The following is a 19,396-nucleotide window of genomic DNA, read 5'->3' as shown; positions in this document are numbered from 1 at the left end:
CTGAAAGGGGGTGAATAACGGGTGTGTCAAATATTATCTAAATATTCACAATAATAAATCATCAATAGGGGGGAGTAGAATGAAAAAAAGAAAATGGTCAATCGCCGCTATGATCGCGGCCATCATGATGTTTATGCTTGCGGCGTGCAACAATTCGCCAAGCAGCAATAACGCCAACGGCGGAAACAATAGCGGAGGAGGCAGCGGTGAAACGGGCACGGTCAACATCGGCTACAGCGGTCCGCTGAGCGGTCCTGCCGCTTATTATGGCCAACGGACGCTGAACGGTCTGAAGATGGCGGCTGAGGAAATCAACAACAGCGGCGGCTTTGAGGTGAAAGGAAAAAAATACAAAATCAACCTCGTACCGTTGGATGACAAATATTTGCCAAACGAAACGGCGGCAAACGCCAAGCGCCTTGTGCAGGAACATCATACGCCGATCATTTTCACGCCGCACAGCGGCGGCGTCATGGCACTGCAAGTGTTCAACCAAACGGACAATTTCATCATCGCGGCGTACACAAGCGAACCGAAAATTACGCAGACCGGCAACAAGCTGACCGTGCGCATTCCGCCGCGCTATGACGGCTACATCCCGACTTTTACCGATTATGCCATGAAGCGTTTCGGCAAGAAACTGGCCGCCTTGCCGACGGCGACGCAATACGGGAAAGACTGGACAGAAAAACTGTTGCCGTATTGGGAAAAACAAGGCGGAAAAGTCGTCTACAAATCATCTATTGACTTTACGAAAGACACCGACTTCTTTACGATCGTGACGAACGCCTTGAAAGAAAAACCAGATGTGCTGTTTATCGGGGGCGCTTCGGAACCGACGGCAAAAGTGGCGAAACAAGCGCGCGAACTTGGATTTAAAGGTGGCTTTATCATTATGGATCAGGCGAAACTCGATGAGATGAAACGGGTGACAGGCTCTTATGACATGCTGGAAGGCTCGATCGGCGTCATGCCGCTTGTCGAGTCGGATGAACCCGCGGTTCCCGAGTTTGTGAAAAACTATCGGGCGAAGTTCAACGAAGATCCGGGGTCAGAAGCCGCTTACAACTATTTGGCGCTTTATGCTTTCGTTGAAGCGATGAAAGCGGCAGGCACCGTCGATGATCCGCAAGCCATCCGCGAACATATGAACGATGGTTTAAAAAACATTCCAGCAGAAAAGAAAGTGTATAACGTCCCGAGCATCGGCGACGATGGCGGTTTTGAATCAGAAATCGTTGTGGCTGCGGTGGAAAATGGAAAAATTGTGCCGATTGAGTTAATTGACAAATAATCCGTCCGCCACGCAAGGCCGACAAACGAAGAAGCCCTTTCATCAGCACGGTTGTCATGCATAGCGTCTCGAAGGAAACAACACCCTCGAAAGGCTGTCTGAAAAGGTCATCGCTCGACTTTTTTCAGACAGCCTTTTCCATTTTCACCTTATGACGTTTTTTGATTCGTTATAGACACCGTAGGGACGCCCCTTAGGGTGTCTTTTACCGGGCAGACACGTTCAACGTGTTCAATCAAAGCTTGGACGTTTTTTGGATCGGAAGGAGAGTCGATATCAATATGGTAACGAATTTCTAAGAATCCAGGCCGAACGTCCGCTTTCTCCATAAAGCCATCGGGATCTAAATCCCCTTCTACGTGTACTTGAACTCCTTTCAGTTCGACCCCGTGATGGCTGGCAAACAGAGAGACCAGTACATTGATGCAACCGCCTAGTGCGGCTAGGACCAACTCTACGGGATTCGGCCCCTGATCGGTGCCTCCCAAGGCTGGAGGTTCGTCAATGATGACTTGTTTGCCGTTAATGTCAGCCACCGAGCGTACTCCTTCGCCAGACCATTTGACATCAGAGGAAAAGGTAAGCTTAGGCATGAAAAAACCTCCTGATAAATAGGAATAATAGATAAATTAAGAATAATACATAAATCCCTATTTGACAAGTAAGAATTTAAAGAAAACGAAGGTGACGGACAGAAGAATGGATGCGGTAATGATAGGATTGCCGCCTGGAAGCACTGTTTCGAGTTGATCAATTTTTATTGTGTACTTCTTATCATAAAAAACTATGTTCTAAATAATCAAATAAAATAAATAGAAAAACTTTCAATAATGCGATAAAATAAAACTGCTCTGCCACATGATGAATCTAATCACAGGAGGGGAGAGACCGACCATGCGGGAAATGGCGCTCGGCCTTGCCGCCTCGTTCTTTTTTGCCGTTACGTTCATCTTGAACCGGTCTATGGAGCTAGCTGGCGGAAGTTGGACGTGGAGCTCGTCACTTCGTTTTTTCTTTATGGTTCCGCTGTTGTTTGTCATTCTTCTTGCCCGCCGCAATCTCAGTCCGGTTTGGCGCGACATGAAGAGCCATCCATGGACATGGATCGTCTGGGGGACGGTCGGTTTCGGTCTGTTTTACGCGCCGCTCACGTACGCCGCTGCGTACGGCCCAGGATGGCTTGTAGCCGGCACATGGCAGTGCACGATCGTCGCCGGCGTCCTGCTTAGCCCGCTGTTTACAGAACAAATTGAAACGCAAAACGAAACTGTGTCCGTGCGCCGCCCGATTGAAAAACAGGCGCTCTTCATTTCATTTTTTATTTTGCTCGGCGTCGCGCTCGTTCAGTTCCAGCAAGCAGGCCATCTCACGTGGAAAGAAATCGCGTTGGGGATCTTTCCTGTGCTCATCGCCGCCTTTGCTTACCCGCTGGGCAACCGAAAAATGATCGAGCATTGTGCCGGACGGCTTGACGCGTTTCAACGCGTATTCGGGATGACGATCGCCAGCTTGCCGTTTTGGTTTGTCGTGGCGCTGATTGGATGGGCGACAGCCGGGGTTCCTTCGGCTGGGCAAACGGCGCAGTCGCTCATTGTCGCTATCAGCTCGGGCGTTATCGCGACGACGCTTTTTTTCATCGCCACTGACCGGGCGAAAGGAAATGAGCGGAAGCTGGCTGCTGTTGAAGCGACGCAATCCGGAGAAGTGATTTTTGCTGTTATCGGCGAAGTGCTGTTCTTATCCGCTCCACTTCCGAACGGATGGGCGTTTGTCGGTTTGGCGGTCATTGTGGCGGGGATTTGCTGGCATAGTTTTGAGTCTGTGAGAATGGCGAAACGGCCGGTTTCGGCTGTTTCGAAGGCCCAGCCTTCGTATCGGGTGGAGGGAGAGCGGTGAAAACGAGCATCTACGCGCTGCTGGCCTGCCATGCGGCTGTGATTTATCTCTGGATTAGCGACTGGGACGTGCTTATGACGCCCGTGGGTCTTGTCGTATGGGGCGGAGGGGTTGCTGTCAGCCTCACCATCCTTCACTTTCGCCCCCGTATTCATCCCAAGCTGCGGTCTATGCTAACAACGATGACGGCGGCGTCGATGCTTGCCGCCGTCTGTTCATTGATCATCGAATGGGCGGTGCGCTCGATGCCGTAGGAACACTTGGTCAGTCGTTGCGGCCGTCAGCGGCCCGGAAGGCTTCTGGAGCGATCCGGCGGCCGACGGCATACATGATCGGCGCGCCGATGGCCATGACGACCAACTCGCTGATGGCCGTCGTCAGCCATGTGAGCCAAAACGGAAAGCCGAGCGCCAGTTTCAATTCGAAGGCGATAATGGCCATAGTCACAGTAAATGACAGCGTATTGACGGTCATGCGCGCCCAAACGTTTCGGACATACCGCATAGAGACGATCGTGATGAGCAGCGCCAACACCGACTGGCCGACGCCAAATACGAGGTCATACGCGACGATCGGCGAGAAAAACCAGTTGGCGAAAAACACGCCAAGCACAATGCCGATGGCGTATGTTTTGCGGAACACGACCAAGTGATTCAATATTTCTGACACGCGAAACTGAATATTCGTAAAGCCAAACGGCTGAATGAGCGCCGTCACCGCGATATACACGGCGGCGATCAAGCCATTTGCCGCTATGATCCGAATGTTCATAACGTCCTCTCCTCGCATTGATGATAATATGATTGTAGCACGACAAACGAATGAACGAAAGGAAGTGAATCTCGTTGACCTTGACGGATCAACAAGCAACAAGCCGGCGGCGATCGGTTTGGGAAGTCGGAAAAACAGCGCTTCTCCTCGGTTTAACGTCATTTGGTGGTCCGGTCGCTCATCTCGGCTATTTTTACGAAGAGTACGTCAAACGAAAAAAATGGATTGACGAGAAAACGTATGCCGATTTGGTCGCTTTATGCCAATTCCTCCCTGGTCCAGCGAGCAGCCAAGTCGGCATCGGCATCGGATTTATGCGCGCCGGCGTTTGGGGGGCGTTGGCAGCTTGGCTTGGTTTTACGCTGCCGTCAGCGGTCGCCCTCAGCCTGGTTGCTGTTTGGCTGCAACACCATTCTTGGGGTGACGCCGGCTGGATGCACGGCTTGCTGTTGGCGGCCGTGGCGGTCGTGGCACAAGCCGTATGGGAGATGGCGCGCAAATTCGCCTCTAGCCGCCTCGAGGCAACGGTCGCCATCATAGCGGCGGCCGCCGTGCTTCTTGCGCCGGGCGCGTGGAGCCAAGTAGCCGTCATCGCCGCAGCGGGGGGCATTGGCGCTGTTGGATTGCGAAAAAACGTCGCACCTTCTTCGTCTGCGGCAGGCATCCCGCCTTCCATTCGTCGTTCCACCGGTTTGACGTTGCTTTCATTGTTTGCCGTGTTGCTTGTTGCGCTGCCGCTCATTCGCACTTGGATCCATTCACCGCTTTTGGCGCTGTTTGACAGCTTTTACCGCGCTGGGGCGCTCGTGTTTGGCGGCGGGCATGTCGTGTTGCCGCTCTTGGAGGCGGAAGTGGTGCCGCAAGGGTGGGTCACCGCCAATCAGTTTTTAGCCGGCTACAGCGCCGCCCAAGCCGTCCCTGGGCCGCTGTTTACGTTTGCCGTGTATATTGGAATGGCGGCGTTGGGCTGGAAGGGAGCGCTAGTGGCTACCACAGCCATTTTTCTTCCATCCTTTTTGCTCGTTCTTGGCGCGTTTCCGTTTTGGCACTGGCTTCGCCGTCATCCACGCTTCCAAGCGGCGCTTGCCGGCATTAACGCCGCTGTGGTCGGGATTTTGCTTGCGGCGCTGTATGACCCGATCTGGACGAAAGCGGTGAAGGGACCGGCCGATTTGGCGTTTTCCCTTGGGGCTTTTCTTCTTCTTGTTGTGTGGAAGTGGCCAGCATGGGCGGTCGTCCTTGTTTCGTTCGTCGGCGGATGGCTGCGCGCTTGGCTCGGCTGATCGCCCTAAGCACCATGATGGCGGCTTTTCATGATCGTCCGAAAATGGACAACGACGTGTTTGGCTTTGCCGTTGCAATAGCCGGCAGATGCAAATAGATGCATAGATCGATCAACAGCAGCGCCAGCCAAGAGAAACGCTATGAGAAAATGGATGGTCACAATAGCAGGCGGGAGGTCAAACCAGACAACAAGGGGCCGAGTGCGATCTGCGCCGCAAGCAATCCAGCCGCCGCCGACCGTCGTGGCGAGCACGATGGCGTCGATCGTCAACCTCGTTTCCTTAATGGCCGGCGCCAGTGTATTAGTGATGAGCTTGATCAAATGGTTTTCGTTTGCATGGAAGCGATACCGAGGCGGCAGAAACAAAAGAGCGCCGGCATGGCGTAGGGCTGTGCGCTGAAAGGAAAGCTCGCCGCCTGATCCGCAGGCGTATATAGGCAAAAGGAGGGGGAGCCGATGAAGTGGGTATGGATGCTGCTCGCTCTAACGGCCGGGATGGCTGTCTCCGTACAGGCAGGAGTGAACGGCGGCCTCGGCAAGCGGATTGGTGTGTTGGAAGGGGCGTTCGTGTCGTTTTTAATCGGAACGATCGTCTTATTTTTAGTGCAATTGTTTTTCGGAAAAGGAGAATTGCTGGCCATGTTTTCTGTGCCGAAATGGCAGCTGACGGGCGGCATTCTCGGCGCTTTTTATGTGTTTGTCATGGTGCTGATCGTTCCGAAAGTCGGCGTCGCCAACTCTCTGGCAGCCGTGATCGCCGGCCAGCTCGTCATGAGCTCGATCATTGATCACTTCGGGTTATTCGGGGGACAGCGCATTCCGTTTGACATGACGCGCCTCGCTGCTATAGCCTGTTTGTTTTTGGCGCTTTGGCTTTTTTTCCGCAAATGAACAACAGGACTGGCCAAGTTGGTTTAGTTTTCCGTGATCCGCTCATACTAACAACAGCATGATCGACTTGAAAGGAAGCGGATCAAAGTGAAACAGGCATGGCGCATTTATATGAGCGATTTGAAACATCTCACGACCAACTGGGCCGCATCCATATTGGCTCTCGGTCTGATCGTTCTTCCATCGCTTTACGCTTGGATCAATGTAGAGGCTTCGATTGACCCTTATGCCCATACAGAGGATTTACCGGTCGGCGTCGTGAACGAAGACCGAGGGGCGGAGTTGACCGGTCACCGGTTTCACGCCGGCGATGAGATCGTCAAGACCTTAAAAAACAACCACCAGTTGGGATGGCGATTTGTCACGCGGAAAAAAGGAATGGAAGGCGTTCGGAGGGGAGACTACTTTGCGACGATCGTCATTCCGGCTGATTTCTCGGCTAAATTAGCCACTGTAGTGCAGAAACGTCCGAAAAGGGCGGTTATTTACTATTATGAAAACGACAAACGGAACGCCATCGCTCCCAAAATCACGGAGCGCGGAGCAAGTACATTGTCAGCGCGAGTCAGCGATGAGTTTGTGAGGGTGGTCAATACCGCATTGTTTTCCTTGTTCCACCAAGCGGGAGTGACGCTCGAACAGCAGCTTCCCACCATTCGCCGCGTTGAAGCGTTCGTGTTTCGTTTGGAAAACGAATTGCCAACGATTCAACGACAATTGAAAGCCCTAGATCGCGATGTGGGAGAGGCAAGATCACTAGTTCGTACAGGCCGCGAGCTTCTGCCGGCTGCCAGAGCAACGGTGCGGCGCGGTTTAGAATGGACAGGCCGCGTTGAGAAGTTGTTCATGCAAGTCAATGCTTCATCGCACTTATGGGAAAAGCCGGTGGAAATGGCGGTTCATGCGCTCTATTCCTTTGCAGAGCAGACGCCACAGTCCCTCGATACACCGGAAAAGCAAGCGCGTTGGGCGGCTCTCATCCAACAGGCTGCAACAGACGCGAGCCCATTGGTTCAGCAATTGCGCCGAACGTTGAGAACATGGGAGGGGACGATTGATTCCTCTTCGCTTCAACCTGTGCAGCGCACCATCAGCCGTATCGAGCAGACGCTAGCGTCTATTCAAGAAACAGCGGCGCTAGTGAAACAACATCCAACAGGCGTCGAAGGGAAGATCACTCACCTGCGTGAACAAATGACCTTATTGGACGCACAGGCGCAGCAACTTGATCAAGCATATCGCCAACGGCTGCTGCCTATGCTGCGGGCAAAATGGAATCAAACAGGGGAACAGGTGCGACAAGCGAAACAAACGCTTCTTCGCATGGATCAGGCGTTAAATGAGGCAGAGCAATGGTTGTCAAACACAGATCGTGATTTAGCGGCCGCGCAACAAGCGCTAAAGACCGCACAGGCTCAATATCCATTTCTCTCCCGCCAGGTCCGCGAGCTGGCCGCCTTCCTATCGAAAATCAAAAGAGAAACCAACATCGACGAACTGATTCGCTTGTTGAAACAAGATCCACAGGCGAAAGGCGACTTTTTGGCCCACCCGGTTGACGTCAAAACGTTCCGCCTTTTCCTGCTGCCGAACTATGGTTCGGGCATGAATCCATTTTACACGGTGCTGGCCATATGGGTAGGATGTTTGTTGCTTGTTTCCGTCTTGTCGACGGATCCTTCTTCGTTTTCGGAAGCGAATGAGCGGGAAAGATATGCCGGACGGTTGTTGACCTTTTGGACGCTGAATGCTTTGCAGGCGATGGTCGTGACGGCTGGAGCGGCTTTCATCTTGCCGAATATTTTCGTCCGTGAGCCGGGATGGTTCATGACGTTCGGCCTTTTGTGCAGCTTTGTCTTTATGGCGGTGGTTTTTTCGCTTGTTTCCTTGTTCGGCAATGTGGGAAAAGCGATGGCGATTGTGTTGCTCGTCTTGCAAATTGCCGGAGCGGGAGGCACGTATCCGATTGAGCTGATTCCTCCGTTCTTTCAGCAATTAAACCCTTGGCTGCCGTTTACCTATGCCATTGATGTAATGCGCGAGGCGGTCGGCGGGATCGTATGGGAAAATGTTGAGCATGATGTCAAGCGGCTTCTCTTGTTTGCCGTTGCCGCCCTTTTGGCCGGGCTTGTGTTGAAAGGCCCGTTAAGCCCATGGATGCGCGTGCTGAAGGAAAAAGCTGTCCAAAGTGGTTTGTTTCATTGAAAATTGTCTGTTCTCTTTATGGAAGCATCTGTTACAATAGGGACGAGAGCGTTGCTTCATTCTCAATTGCCCCGTAGGATAGACGTCTCCCAAGCATTGTTCACTGCTGCTTTTGCGCGATGGGAGAGCGCTCGATGGCGGGGAAAAGGGGAGAGAATCATGTCGATCCGTCGACTGCTTGGTTTTGCGCTCATTTTTTTGGCGATTTCGATGTTTATCGAGCAAATGTGGTGGGTCGGGGGAATTTGCCTCTTGATTGGAATTGGAATGACGGCGAAAAGTCCAATCGATCGAAAGTGGAGGAAAAAGAAGCATATATGGTAAACATCGAGAGTGATATGAATCAAACAAGGGTCAGACAGCATGATGGGCAGTTGATGAAAAAAGCAGAACAGTTTATCATGGCAAGCTATCGGGAGCTTGGAAAAAGTGAGCAAGAAATGAAGCGGCGGTTGAACGAAATCCGTTGGGAAGTGGAACAAACCGGCACATACAGCCATACGTACGAAGAGTTAAGCTATGGGGCTAAGATGGCTTGGCGCCACAGCAACCGTTGCATCGGCCGCTTGTTTTGGCAATCGCTCTATGTCATTGATGCGAGAGAGGCGGTTACCGTAGACGAGGTTTTTTCTTATCTATTCCATCATATTGAGTTTGCGACCAATGGCGGGAAAATCCGGCCGACGATCACGATCTTCCGTCCAAATGGGGAAGTGCGCATTTGGAATCATCAACTGATTCGTTATGCCGGTTATGAAACCGAAGAAGGGATCATCGGCGACTCATCCTCCCTCACGTTCACCCGCGCCTGTGAACAGCTTGGGTGGAAGGGGGAGAAAACGCCTTTTGACGTGTTGCCCTTGGTGATCCAGGTAGGCGGCCAGAAGCCTGTTTGGACGCCGATCCCTAAAGAATTGGTGCTTGAGGTGCCAATTGAACATCCGGAGTTTCCGTGGTTTCGCGATCTGCAGTTAAAATGGTACGCGGTCCCGATTATTTCAGATATGTGTCTAGAAATTGGCGGCATTCGCTATATGGCAGCACCGTTTAACGGGTGGTACATGGGTACGGAGATTGGAGCCCGCAATTTTGCCGATGATTATCGCTACAACATGCTTCCGAAAGTGGCCTCTTGCATGGGGCTTGACACCAACTCCAACGCATCATTATGGAAAGACAAGGCGTTGGTCGAATTGAATATCGCTGTTTTGTATTCCTACAAAAAGGCGGGCGTCAGCATCGTTGACCATCATACCGCCGCGCGCCAATTTCAGTTGTTTGAACAGCAAGAGAAAGCAGCCGGCCGCCATGTCACCGGCGATTGGACATGGCTGATTCCGCCTCTTTCTCCGGCGACAACGCACATTTTTCACCGAACTTATGACAACACGACCATGTTGCCCAACTTTTTCTATCAGGACCGTCCATACGAACGACAAAGGGGAGAGGAACAATGACCGTCATCATTCGCATGCGAGATGTGTCATGGGCAAGAGGAGGGCGCATGATTTTGCGTGATATAAACTGGGAGGTGAAAGAAGGCGAGCAATGGGCGATTCTTGGCCTAAACGGCTCCGGGAAAACATCGCTTCTCAATATCGTCACCGGCTATCAGTACCCGACGCGCGGGGATGTTGAAGTATTGGGCTATCGGTTTGGACAGGCGAGCTTGTGGGAATTGCGCCGGCATATCGGGTTTGTGAGCAGCTCGCTTGATCAGTTTTATGATACCTTGCAAGCCGAAACAGTCGAAGATATTGTCATCAGCGGCAAGTTTGCAACGATTGGCCTGTACGATGCCGTCACTGAGGACGATCGGTCCAAAGCGCAATCGTTAATCGAGTCTTTCCGCCTCGAAGCTGTCCAAGAAAAGCGGTACGCAACGTTGTCGCAAGGAGAAAAGCGAAAAACATTGATCGCCCGAGCGTTGATGGCGAATCCGAAGCTGCTCATTTTGGACGAGCCGACGGTCGGCCTTGACTTATTGGCCCGCGAAGAAATTTTAGCATTGATCGGACAGATCGTCACTCAGCCGTGCCATCTCTTATACGTTACCCATTATATCGAAGAAATCATCGACTCCATTACCCATGTCTTGCTTTTGCAAGACGGGCGCATCCTTGCGGCTGGCCAAAAAGAGGAAGTGTTAACCGACGAGCGGCTTTCAGAAGCGTTTCGCCTTCCGATCCGCGTTCATTGGGAAGACGGCCGGCCGTGGGTGTCGATTGGACGTTGAAGACGGATGGACTACCGGCTCCCTAAGGTACGAAAACCATACCGGGAGCCCTTCCAACCGTAAAAACGCGCAAAAGCATGTAACAACCATCTAGTCGCCTGCACGATAATCCAGTTTTTCCTTGCCGGAAGAGCCGATGGAAAGATGGACGGAAATGTTTCGAATGGTTTTCTTTTTTAATGGGATTATGCCGTTTTGTTCCCATTGTCTCCATTTATGAACGTTGCTGCGGTATAATTGGTCTGATACATTCAGCACGTCAATGTTTCGATTGACTCCCCATTCATAGGCTTGTTGGATTTCCTGTTTCACCGTTTGCGCCGCCAGCTTAGCCAGCTGTTCTCTTGACAACGGCCGGCGCAGCTCGATCAGACTTCCTTGAGCTTGGATGGTCAACTGAAACGCAGGACCATCTTTGGTCGAAAGAACCGACCATTTCGCTTTCGGATGACGAACGACAAGAGAGGCAACCGTTTGCCGTCCTTCTTTCACGTAAATGGGCGTTCGGATCACATCCCGTTCTGTCCAACGAACCCCTAACAGCTTCTCACGGTCCGTGCATTGTTGTAGTTCGTAATCATGCAAAAAGCACACACCGCTAAGGGACAGCATTTTCTTTTTTTTCGTATCTTCTGTCCAACTAGCAGGGTCAAGGGTAATATACGGAATTCGAAGCGTTGCGCTATGTTCATCACTGATCGCAATCAGACGGTTAAATCGAAGCGGGCGAATAAAGGAGCTTTGCTTGAAAATTTCTTCCGGATTCGTTAGCATAGACAAATACGAAGAAGCATGCAATAATGGAGTCGCTTTAAGCAAATCGCTCAAAGGAGCGTCGGTCGCGTAAACCCAAATGGTGTGGCGGATCTCATGATACCTCGTTAATAAATCGATGACTCCTCGCACCACTTCCTTTTTCAGCGCCCGTTTCGTAAACACAATACTCTTAACGTGTCCCCACGAGACCATTTGCTGAATGGACGTGTAAAGTTCATGGGCGGCTATTTCGGGTGTTTCTCCTGCTGACCGGCCAATGGCCACGGCTGCGACCTGCCTTCCTCCGCCATACTCTGCTTTTGCCAATCTGCTGAAGTTGATGAGCTGTACGTACAAGACGAATTGGCGATTATCATAATCAATTCCGATCGAGTGAATATAGACGATTTGATCAATATTACGGTTCCCCCAACAGCCGCTAAGCAACAACATCATCAGCCCTACGGCAACAAGACGGAGGTACATAGGAAATGGTCCTCCTTTATTTCATATTTGTCCATTTTATTATGTATTGCATCATTCCTTTTTATACCCAAAATAATTTTAAATATTAGAAATATAATTTCAATTGAAGGTAGAGGTATAGTATAATAGAGTTAAAACATACTAACCAGTTGGTATTCATATCGTTTCCGGGAGGGGAAAGGATGAGGCTGCAAGGAAAAGCGGCGATTGTCACCGGTGGCGCGAGCGGCATCGGCCGGGCGACGGCGATCCGCTTTGCGGAAGAAGGCGCCAAAGTGGCGGTGAGCGACATCAATGAGGAAGGAGGGGAAGAAACGGTCCACCTGATTCGGGAAAAAGGAGGGGAGGCGATTTTTGTCCAGACGGATGTCGCCGATTCCAAGCAAGTGAGCCGCCTTGTCCAAACGGCGGTTGATGTCTTTGGCGGCCTACATATTCTCTTTAACAATGCCGGCATCGGCCATTCGGAAGTGCGGAGCACCGACTTGTCTGAAGAAGAGTGGGACCGGGTCATCGATGTCAACTTAAAAGGCGTGTTTCTTGGCATCAAATATGCGGTGCCGGCACTGAAAGCATCCGGGGGTGGGGCGATTGTCAACACGGCCAGCCTGCTCGGGCTGAAGGGAAAAAAATATCAAGCCGCCTACAACGCATCAAAAGCAGGTGTCATTTTGTTAACTCAAAATGCCGCATTGGAATACGGGAAATTTAACATTCGCGTCAACGCCATTGCGCCGGGGGTCATTGATACGAACATCATTACTCCGTGGAAACAAGATGAGCGCAAATGGCCGATCATCTCGAAGGCGAACGCCCTCGGCCGCATCGGGACGCCAGAGGAAGTGGCGAACGCGGTGATGTTTTTGGCGTCCGATGAAGCGTCCTTTATCACCGGCGCGATATTGTCGGTCGACGGCGGCGGGCTGACGTTTTAGCGGCCGAAGTTTGAAAAGAGAAGGGCACGCCCTAACCGCTAGGCTAGCAACAGAAATGAGGGGAGAGGAAAACGATGCGTTTTTTGAATACCGTGGCCGTGGTCACCGGAGGAGGCAGCGGAATCGGCAAGGCGGCGGCTCTCCGTTTGGCGAAAGAAGGCGCCACAGTCGTGCTTGTCGGCCGTACAGCAGCGAAACTGGAGGAGGCTGCAGAAGAAATCGCACGTCTCGGGACGCCGGGGGGCGTTGACCGGTTTGCGGCGGATGTCACCGACCGCGAACAAGTGCAAGCATTGGCCGAGTATGTCCGACAGCGGTACGGCGACTTGCATGTGCTTGTCAATAACGCCGGCATCTCCACTCATGCGAGATGGCTGGAGTTGACGGAACAAGAGTGGGATGACGTCCAACGCATCAACATCAAAAGTGTGTTTCTTGTGTCGCAGGCGTTCGCTTCGCTGATGATCGAAGGGGCAAAACGCGAGCGCGCCAATCGGGCGATTGTGAACGTAGCGTCATTGTCCGGCCATCAGGCCGGGGCGGAAATTCCGCACTACAGCGCGGCGAAAGCAGGGGTCATCAACTTGACCAAATCGCTCGCTTTGGAGCTGGCGCCGTATGGCATCCGCGTCAATTCCGTCTCGCCCGGTTTTGTCGAGACGCCGCTTACCGAGCGCGGACTGCAAAACGAGCGGTTTGTGAAAGCCATCGAGCGCAACACTGCCTTGGGTCGAGTTGGGCAACCGGAAGAAGTTGCGAACGTCATTGCGTTTCTTGCCTCACCGGAAGCGTCGTACATGACCGGCTCTGATGTGTTGGTGGATGGCGGATGGCTCATCAAATGAAACGGAAAAGTCCAAAATGGAAAGGGAGAGCAAAGGAATATGGAAACCTCGCATTTGCTTGTGGAACAATCCGGTTCTGTATTATGGTTGACGCTGAATCGCCCGGAGCGGCTCAATGCCTTCAGCCCGGAGATGATTGCCGGACTGACGGATGAAATCGAACGCGCCGCGGCGGATGATGCCGTCCGCGTCATCGTCTTATCCGGCGCTGGGCGGGCGTTTTGCGCCGGCGGGGATGTAAAAACGATGGGGCAATCAAGCGCCTCGCAGGCGTATGAGCATATCGGCCGACTGAATCGGCTCATTCTGACTATGCAACGATGCGAAAAACCGATCATGGCCGCGGTGCACGGATTCGCTGCCGGGGCGGGATTTAACCTCGCGCTGGCGTGTGATTTGATCCTCGCGGCCGAAGACAGTCAATTCATTTTGAGCTTTGCGAAAGTCGGCCTTGTCTCCGACGGTGGCGGGTCGTATTGGCTCCCGCGGCTTGTCGGTCCGCATTTGGCGAAACAGTTTTTCTTCACCGCCGATCCGATTCCAGCCCGTCGCCTGTATGAATTGGGCGTCCTAAGCGAGGTCGTCCCAGCTGAGAAACTGCGCGAGGCGACAGAATCGCTCGCCTCGAAGCTGGCGTGCGGGCCCACGAAAGCCATCGGAAAACAAAAACGGCTGATTGAGCACGGGCTGACCGCGACACTCGAGGAGATTCTCGAAGAAGAGCGTCTCGTTCAAGGGCTGATGGTGGAAACCGAAGACCATCGCGAAGGGGTGGCGGCGTTTAAAGAGAAACGGAGCCCGGTGTTCCAAGGAAAATAAGCGAGCGGCAGTGCCAAAAGAGCGCTGCGCCCTGTTTCTCCATCAGCGAGAAACGGGGCGTATTTTGTTTTCACTTCGCCTCAAATGAAACAGCCCCCTTTCCAAATGGGGAAAAGGGGTGGCTGGTCGGGGAACGGTGCGATCAAACGTCAAAGCGCCCCTGCTTGATTCCGGATGGGTTCTGCGAGCAACTGATCCACGTCGTCGATCAACTCGTCAACATGGTCATACGGCGCATCCAGCTGCAGCATTTTCCGCAAGATCCGACGAGCGTTTGGCGATAAATCGAGCTCTTCTTCCCAGCTTTTTTCCTCGTCACTTGTCGGTTCATAGGCAGAATACAATAAAAACAAGGTGAAGTGTCCAAGGGCATAGAAATCGCTTCGTGGATGCGGTTCGCGCCGCAGCCGCTTCTCAAGCGGGTCGTCATCGCGGAAATCCACCGGTTCGCCGATGCGGCAGGCCAAGCCGAAATCGATGATCGCCGCCGTTCCATCGCGCCAAATGATGTTCGGGATGCGCAAATCGCGGTGGACGATGCCGAAAGCATGGACGTGCCGGACGACCTCAAGCACCTTCTTTAACAATCGAAACGCCTCTTGTTCCGTGTACTTGGCTTCCAGCTTGAAAATCTGGTCTTCCACCGTTTCTCCGTCGATATACTCCATCACGAGATGCGGCTGTCCGCGCTCCACAAACCGATCATACAGCCTCGGAATTTGCGGGTGGCGCAGGTGGGCGAGCACGTCAGCTTCGCGCTGAAGCAAGCGGCGGCCGTCTTCGCCTTTTGTCCGCCGCGCTTGTTTGATGACGACAAGACGGCCTGTCAGGTGATCGCGCCCTTTGTAGGCGATGCCGTAGCTTCCCATCCCGAGCTCTTCGATGACTTCATAGCGGCCCAAAAGCACCTTCCCGCCCCGATGCGGCCGATCAACCCAGCGGGAAACGAACGGATGGTGTTCAAAAAACCGTTTCATCAGCTGCCGAAAAAGCTTGAGAAGAAGCTGCCGCTATGATGTTTCTTTTTGTAGTGATGATGCCCGTACTGGGACGGGTGGTGGTGCGAATGATACGTCGGGTTGTAATAATGGTGGTCGCTGCTGCTGTAATGTTTATGGTAGTGCGACGGATGATGGGGATGGCCGAAAAGGGATTTTAGCCATTTTTTCAACATCGTGATCGCTCCTTTGCGATAGATTTATCTATATATACGAGGCAATGAGAAGGAAGTTTCAGATTCAAAGATGAAAAAGAAACCGCCAGGGGCATTAGCCCCTAGCGCGGTGCGGCAACCTCATTCCTTTTTTTCGTTCAACGCCTGCTTGAGCAGCTCCCCTAAACTTGTGCCAAACGATTCGTTGGCCGGGCTGTATTTTTTCAGCAGCGCCCGTTCGCTTCCTTTTGCGGCGATGCGTTTGGTCTCGTCCGCTTTTTCGACAATATTGCACGGGCGGCATTGGAAATACATTCCTGCTTTTCCTTCATGCATTTCCATACGCCGGTGGCATTGCGGACAGCGGCGGTTCGACAGTTTCGGGTCGCGCCGGCGGCGGTAGCGGCATTGTAAGTTCGAGCAGACAAGCATCCGTCCGTCTTTCGTTTTCCGCTCTTTTAAAAGCGCGCCGCATTCTGGACACGTCAGATTCGTGAGGTTTGGCGCTTTGTATACCTGCTCGCTTTGCTTAATTTCGGCAACGAGCTGCTGCGTTTGCCGGCGGATGTTGGCCAAAAATTGTTGTGGATTTCCTTTCCCGCGGGCGATCGCCTCCAGCTCCCGCTCCCAGCGGGCGGTCAATTCCGGCGATTTCAGCTCTTCATTGACGAGCTCAATCAGCTGTTTCCCTTTTTTCGTCGGATAAAACCGTCCGTCTTTTCGCTCGACCACTTCGGTTTCGACCAGCCGTTCGATGATGTCCGCTCTTGTCGCCGGCGTGCCGAGCCCGTATTTCTCCATTTGCGCGAGCAAATCAGCTTCCGAATAACGGGCGGGCGGTTCGGTGAACGATTGTTCCCTCTCAAGCTGCACCGATGGGAGCGTCTGACCTTCTGCGAGGTGTGACAACGTCGGTTTGGCATCCGTTTCTTCTTTGCCGAGAACCGCTTTAAATCCGAAGTTCACAACCGCCGTCTCCTTGGCGACAAACATTTCGCCGCCGATGTCAAAGACAGCTGTCGTTGTTTCGGATTCATACGGCGGGAAAAACAGCGCCAAAAAGCGACGGGCGATGAGATCATACAGCTTGCGCTCATCAGTCGACAGCCTGCTAAGGTTGAGCCGTTCATCCGTTGGAACGATGGCGTGATGATCGGTCACTTTGTCATCGTTAAATACCCGCTTGGCTGCTTTGGCTTTGCCTTTGGCAAGGAGCGGAGCGATGACGTCCTCATAACCGGATTTCATCGCCAACAACCGCCCGGTCATCGTCGCTTCCATATCGCTTGGCAAATAACGCGAATCGGTGCGCGGGTACGTGACGAGTTTGTGTTGTTCATACAGCCGCTGCAACACCGAGAGCGTCTTTTTCGCCGAAAAGCCAAACCGCTTGTTCGCGTCCCGCTGCAGCTCGGTTAAATCATACAGCAGCGGGGCGGGCTCGCTTTTTCGTTTCCGCTTGACGGACACGACGCGCGCCGGCTGACCGTCAAGGCGGGCGAGCAGCTGCTTCGCTTCGTCTTGGTCAAACAGACGATGTCCTCCATGCCGCTCCCATACGCCCGTGATGGAACCGATCTTCGCCCGAATCGTCCAATATGGCACGGGAACGAACGATTGGATCTCGCGTTCGCGCTCGATGATCATCGCAAGCGTTGGCGTCTGCACGCGCCCGGCCGAAAGCGGATCGTTGTATTTTGTCGTCAAGGCGCGCGAGACGTTTAACCCGATCAGCCAGTCGGCTTCGGCGCGGCAGACGGCCGATTGATACAGCCGGTCAAACTGCGCCCCGGGCTTTAGTTGGCGGAAGCCGTCGCGGATGGCGCGGTCGGTTTGCGATGAGATCCATAGCCGCCAAATCGGCTTCGTCCAACCGATCATCTCTAAAATCCAGCGCGCCACAAGCTCCCCTTCACGGCCCGCGTCGGTCGCGATGATGACATCTTTCACATCCGGTCGTTTCGCCAACCGTTCAATGGCGCGAAACTGGTGGCTCGTTTGCCGGATGACTTTCAAGCCCATTTTCTTTGGGATGATCGGCAAGTCTTCCAGCCGCCATGTTTCGTATTTCCGGTCGTAGTCTTCCGGCATCTTCAGCTCAACTAAATGGCCGAGCGCCCAGGTGACAATATGCTGCTTTCCTTCAAAATAATGTTTATGCGCTTGCTTGCAACCGAGCACGCGGGCGATGTCGCGAGCGACGCTCGGCTTTTCCGCTAACACGAGCGATTTCATCGATAAACCCCTTTCTGTCGTCTCCACATGAGCACAGTCTGCTTCTTAGTATAAAGGAAGAATGAAAAAGACGCATCCGCCAAGGTTTGTCTCCTTGGCGGGACAAGACGCCTTGGCGCGGCGCAAAGCCGCATCTCCACACTTTCTGCACATTTGTCAAATAAAATAGTAAAATTGAAATGACACTCGGGCTTGATGGATGAGGAGAGGAATCCGTGCGAAAACTGTCATGGAAACTCGGAATGCTGTTTTTTGCCTTTGTCTTGGCCATTGAAATGGTGCTGTTCGTTTCCCTCTACGCTACGCTCGTCCATGCGCGCATCGAGGAAGAATTCGCACAGCTGTTGGCGCGGGGAAACAGCCACCGCAACGTCTTGGAGAAAAATAACGATCGAACGACGTTGGCGCATGTCGTGATGATGGAATCAGAGGCGGAAACCGATGTCGCCATCACTGACGCCCGGCGCCGGATTGTATCGGCGTCTAGCGGCATTGTTCCGTTTGCCAAGCGCATCATTCCTTTAACGAACGGTCGCCATATTCCCCGCCGGGGAATGATGGTCGAAACCGACTGGAAGCGGGCGTCGCATATCGCTGCCGTCAGCCCGATTCAAATCAGGGGTGAAACAAGAGGATATGTGTATATGTTTCAAGACACCCGCTCGATCCGGACGATGGTGTATAAACTGAAGCATCATTTTATCGTCGTTGGCGTGCTGTCGGTGGCGATCACCGTGTTGACCATCGCCTTTTTCTCCCGCGCCATCACGATGCCGCTCCTTCGCATGAAACAGGCGACCGAGGCGCTCAGCCGGGGGGATTTTTCCGTCCGCCTCGAGATGAAAGGCAACGACGAGCTGGCGCAACTCGGGAGAGCGATTCAAACGCTGGCCAACGATTTGGCGTATTTGAAACAAGAGCGGAGCGAATTTTTAGCGAGCATCTCTCATGAATTGCGCACGCCGCTGACGTATGTGAAAGGATACGCCGACATTGCTAGGCGTCCGCATCTGTCTGAGGAGCAACGGGCGAACTATATGGCGATCATTTACGAAGAAGCGGAAAAGATCGAAAAGATGGTCAAAGATTTGTTTGAATTAGCCAAACTGGAGCAACACTCGTTCCAGATTGAAAAGCAGCCGACGAATCTTTGTTCGTTTTTGACAAAATTGTGTGAAAAACTGCGCCCCGCGTTTCAGGAAAAATCGCTGTCGCTTGTGTGCCAGTGCCCCGGTTCGGTCATGGCTGCGATCGATCGGCAACGGTTCGAGCAAGTGATGATCAACGTGCTTGACAATGCACGAAAGTACGCGTTTTCCGGCACGACGGTGGCCGTCGCCGTTCACCTTCAAAAGCAAGGAATCGTCATTGCCGTGTCCGATGAAGGAACCGGCATTCCGCCGGAAGATGTGCCCCGGATTTTCGAGCGGTTTTACCGGGTTGACAAATCGCGGTCGCGGACAAGCGGCGGGACCGGACTCGGTTTGGCGATTGCCAAAGAAATCGTCGAGGCGCACGGGGGAACGATCGCCGCTAGAAGCGAACAAGGAAAAGGAACGACCATCATCATGACGCTGCCGGAGGGATAA

20 protein-coding genes are annotated in these 19,396 nt (G+C 53.0%); 13 read left to right on the top strand and 7 right to left on the bottom strand.

Annotated features, from left to right (window positions below):
- Positions 1–79 precede the first annotated feature (79 nt).
- On the top strand, positions 80–1,294 hold the full coding sequence (locus GC56T3_RS09720) for an ABC transporter substrate-binding protein (protein WP_013145365.1): 1,215 nt from the start codon (positions 80–82) through the stop codon (positions 1,292–1,294).
- Positions 1,295–1,443: 149 nt separating this feature from the next.
- On the opposite strand, the gene GC56T3_RS09715 is transcribed toward GC56T3_RS09720, so the two are convergent.
- Entirely contained in the window at positions 1,444–1,887 is a 444-nt protein-coding gene (locus GC56T3_RS09715; RefSeq protein WP_013145364.1) for an OsmC family protein, read from the bottom strand.
- A gap of 301 nt (positions 1,888–2,188) precedes the next feature.
- Between GC56T3_RS09715 and GC56T3_RS09710 the strand changes: the two genes are divergently transcribed.
- Together GC56T3_RS09710 and GC56T3_RS09705 are read left to right on the top strand one after the other, a co-directional pair.
- Positions 2,189–3,190, top strand: coding sequence for a multidrug resistance efflux transporter family protein (locus tag GC56T3_RS09710; protein ID WP_013145363.1), 1,002 nt, complete (start codon positions 2,189–2,191; stop codon positions 3,188–3,190).
- Positions 3,187–3,444, top strand: coding sequence for a hypothetical protein (locus GC56T3_RS09705; RefSeq protein ID WP_013145362.1), 258 nt, complete (start codon positions 3,187–3,189; stop codon positions 3,442–3,444). The genes GC56T3_RS09710 and GC56T3_RS09705 overlap by 4 nt, the downstream gene beginning before the upstream one ends.
- 10 nt (positions 3,445–3,454) lie before the next feature.
- On the opposite strand, the gene GC56T3_RS09700 is transcribed toward GC56T3_RS09705, so the two are convergent.
- On the bottom strand, positions 3,455–3,961 hold the full coding sequence (locus GC56T3_RS09700; RefSeq protein WP_013145361.1) for a QueT transporter family protein: 507 nt from the start codon (positions 3,959–3,961) through the stop codon (positions 3,455–3,457).
- A gap of 74 nt (positions 3,962–4,035) precedes the next feature.
- Between GC56T3_RS09700 and chrA the strand changes: the two genes are divergently transcribed.
- The gene (chrA, locus tag GC56T3_RS09695) at positions 4,036–5,244 is read left to right on the top strand and encodes a chromate efflux transporter (protein WP_013145360.1); all 1,209 of its coding nucleotides are present in this window, start codon (positions 4,036–4,038) and stop codon (positions 5,242–5,244) included.
- 5 nt (positions 5,245–5,249) lie between these two features.
- Here the strand turns inward: chrA and GC56T3_RS19645 are convergent, their stop codons facing one another.
- A complete protein-coding gene (locus GC56T3_RS19645) occupies positions 5,250–5,567 on the bottom strand; it encodes a hypothetical protein (RefSeq protein ID WP_193568238.1) in 318 nt (105 codons plus the stop codon).
- A gap of 135 nt (positions 5,568–5,702) precedes the next feature.
- Here GC56T3_RS19645 and GC56T3_RS09685 point away from each other — a divergent pair, with 135 nt between their 5' ends.
- The 5 genes from GC56T3_RS09685 (at position 5,703) to GC56T3_RS09670 (ending at position 10,578) form a co-directional block, all read left to right on the top strand.
- Positions 5,703–6,137, top strand: coding sequence for a DMT family transporter (locus tag GC56T3_RS09685; RefSeq protein ID WP_013145359.1), 435 nt, complete (start codon positions 5,703–5,705; stop codon positions 6,135–6,137).
- Positions 6,138–6,224: 87 nt separating this feature from the next.
- Positions 6,225–8,342, top strand: a complete 2,118-nt coding sequence (locus GC56T3_RS09680) for a YhgE/Pip domain-containing protein (protein WP_013145358.1) — start codon at positions 6,225–6,227, stop codon at positions 8,340–8,342.
- Between the two features lie 159 nt (positions 8,343–8,501).
- Positions 8,502–8,666, top strand: a complete 165-nt coding sequence (locus GC56T3_RS19975; RefSeq protein WP_227456637.1) for a hypothetical protein — start codon at positions 8,502–8,504, stop codon at positions 8,664–8,666.
- A 53-nt stretch (positions 8,667–8,719) separates the two neighbouring features.
- Positions 8,720–9,799: a nitric oxide synthase oxygenase gene (locus GC56T3_RS09675; RefSeq protein WP_227456636.1), complete on the top strand. Its 1,080-nt coding sequence runs from the start codon at positions 8,720–8,722 to the stop codon at positions 9,797–9,799.
- Complete coding sequence (locus GC56T3_RS09670) at positions 9,796–10,578, top strand: ABC transporter ATP-binding protein (protein ID WP_013145356.1); 783 nt, start codon at positions 9,796–9,798, stop codon at positions 10,576–10,578. The genes GC56T3_RS09675 and GC56T3_RS09670 overlap by 4 nt, the downstream gene beginning before the upstream one ends.
- 90 nt (positions 10,579–10,668) lie before the next feature.
- Here the strand turns inward: GC56T3_RS09670 and GC56T3_RS09665 are convergent, their stop codons facing one another.
- Positions 10,669–11,820 (bottom strand): Ger(x)C family spore germination protein, encoded by a 1,152-nt coding sequence (locus tag GC56T3_RS09665; RefSeq protein WP_013145355.1) that lies wholly within the window; start codon positions 11,818–11,820, stop codon positions 10,669–10,671.
- Positions 11,821–12,002: 182 nt separating this feature from the next.
- On the opposite strand from GC56T3_RS09665, the gene GC56T3_RS09660 reads away from it, so the two are divergent.
- The 3 genes from GC56T3_RS09660 to GC56T3_RS09650 all read left to right on the top strand — a co-directional run bounded on the left by GC56T3_RS09660 (position 12,003) and on the right by GC56T3_RS09650 (position 14,419).
- Positions 12,003–12,755, top strand: a complete 753-nt coding sequence (locus tag GC56T3_RS09660) for an SDR family NAD(P)-dependent oxidoreductase (RefSeq protein WP_013145354.1) — start codon at positions 12,003–12,005, stop codon at positions 12,753–12,755.
- A gap of 74 nt (positions 12,756–12,829) precedes the next feature.
- Positions 12,830–13,600, top strand: a complete 771-nt coding sequence (locus GC56T3_RS09655; RefSeq protein ID WP_013145353.1) for an SDR family NAD(P)-dependent oxidoreductase — start codon at positions 12,830–12,832, stop codon at positions 13,598–13,600.
- Between the two features lie 39 nt (positions 13,601–13,639).
- Positions 13,640–14,419 (top strand): enoyl-CoA hydratase/isomerase family protein, encoded by a 780-nt coding sequence (locus GC56T3_RS09650; protein WP_013145352.1) that lies wholly within the window; start codon positions 13,640–13,642, stop codon positions 14,417–14,419.
- 149 nt (positions 14,420–14,568) lie between these two features.
- On the opposite strand, the gene GC56T3_RS09645 is transcribed toward GC56T3_RS09650, so the two are convergent.
- The 3 genes from GC56T3_RS09645 to GC56T3_RS09635 all read right to left on the bottom strand — a co-directional run bounded on the left by GC56T3_RS09645 (position 14,569) and on the right by GC56T3_RS09635 (position 17,807).
- Positions 14,569–15,396 carry a serine/threonine-protein kinase gene (locus GC56T3_RS09645; protein ID WP_013145351.1) on the bottom strand — a complete coding sequence of 276 codons (828 nt, stop codon included), beginning with the start codon at positions 15,394–15,396 and terminating at the stop codon, positions 14,569–14,571.
- Positions 15,396–15,593, bottom strand: a complete 198-nt coding sequence (locus GC56T3_RS09640) for a hypothetical protein (RefSeq protein ID WP_011231182.1) — start codon at positions 15,591–15,593, stop codon at positions 15,396–15,398. The genes GC56T3_RS09645 and GC56T3_RS09640 overlap by 1 nt, the downstream gene beginning before the upstream one ends.
- 120 nt (positions 15,594–15,713) lie before the next feature.
- Positions 15,714–17,807 (bottom strand): DNA topoisomerase III, encoded by a 2,094-nt coding sequence (locus tag GC56T3_RS09635; RefSeq protein ID WP_013145350.1) that lies wholly within the window; start codon positions 17,805–17,807, stop codon positions 15,714–15,716.
- A 215-nt stretch (positions 17,808–18,022) separates the two neighbouring features.
- On the opposite strand from GC56T3_RS09635, the gene GC56T3_RS09630 reads away from it, so the two are divergent.
- Complete coding sequence (locus GC56T3_RS09630; protein WP_013145349.1) at positions 18,023–19,396, top strand: cell wall metabolism sensor histidine kinase WalK; 1,374 nt, start codon at positions 18,023–18,025, stop codon at positions 19,394–19,396.

Source organism: Geobacillus sp. C56-T3, from assembly GCF_000092445.1.
GTDB lineage: Bacteria > Bacillota > Bacilli > Bacillales > Anoxybacillaceae > Geobacillus > Geobacillus thermoleovorans.
Note: the sequence above shows the minus strand (reverse complement) of the source record. Positions and strands in the feature narration are given on the sequence as shown.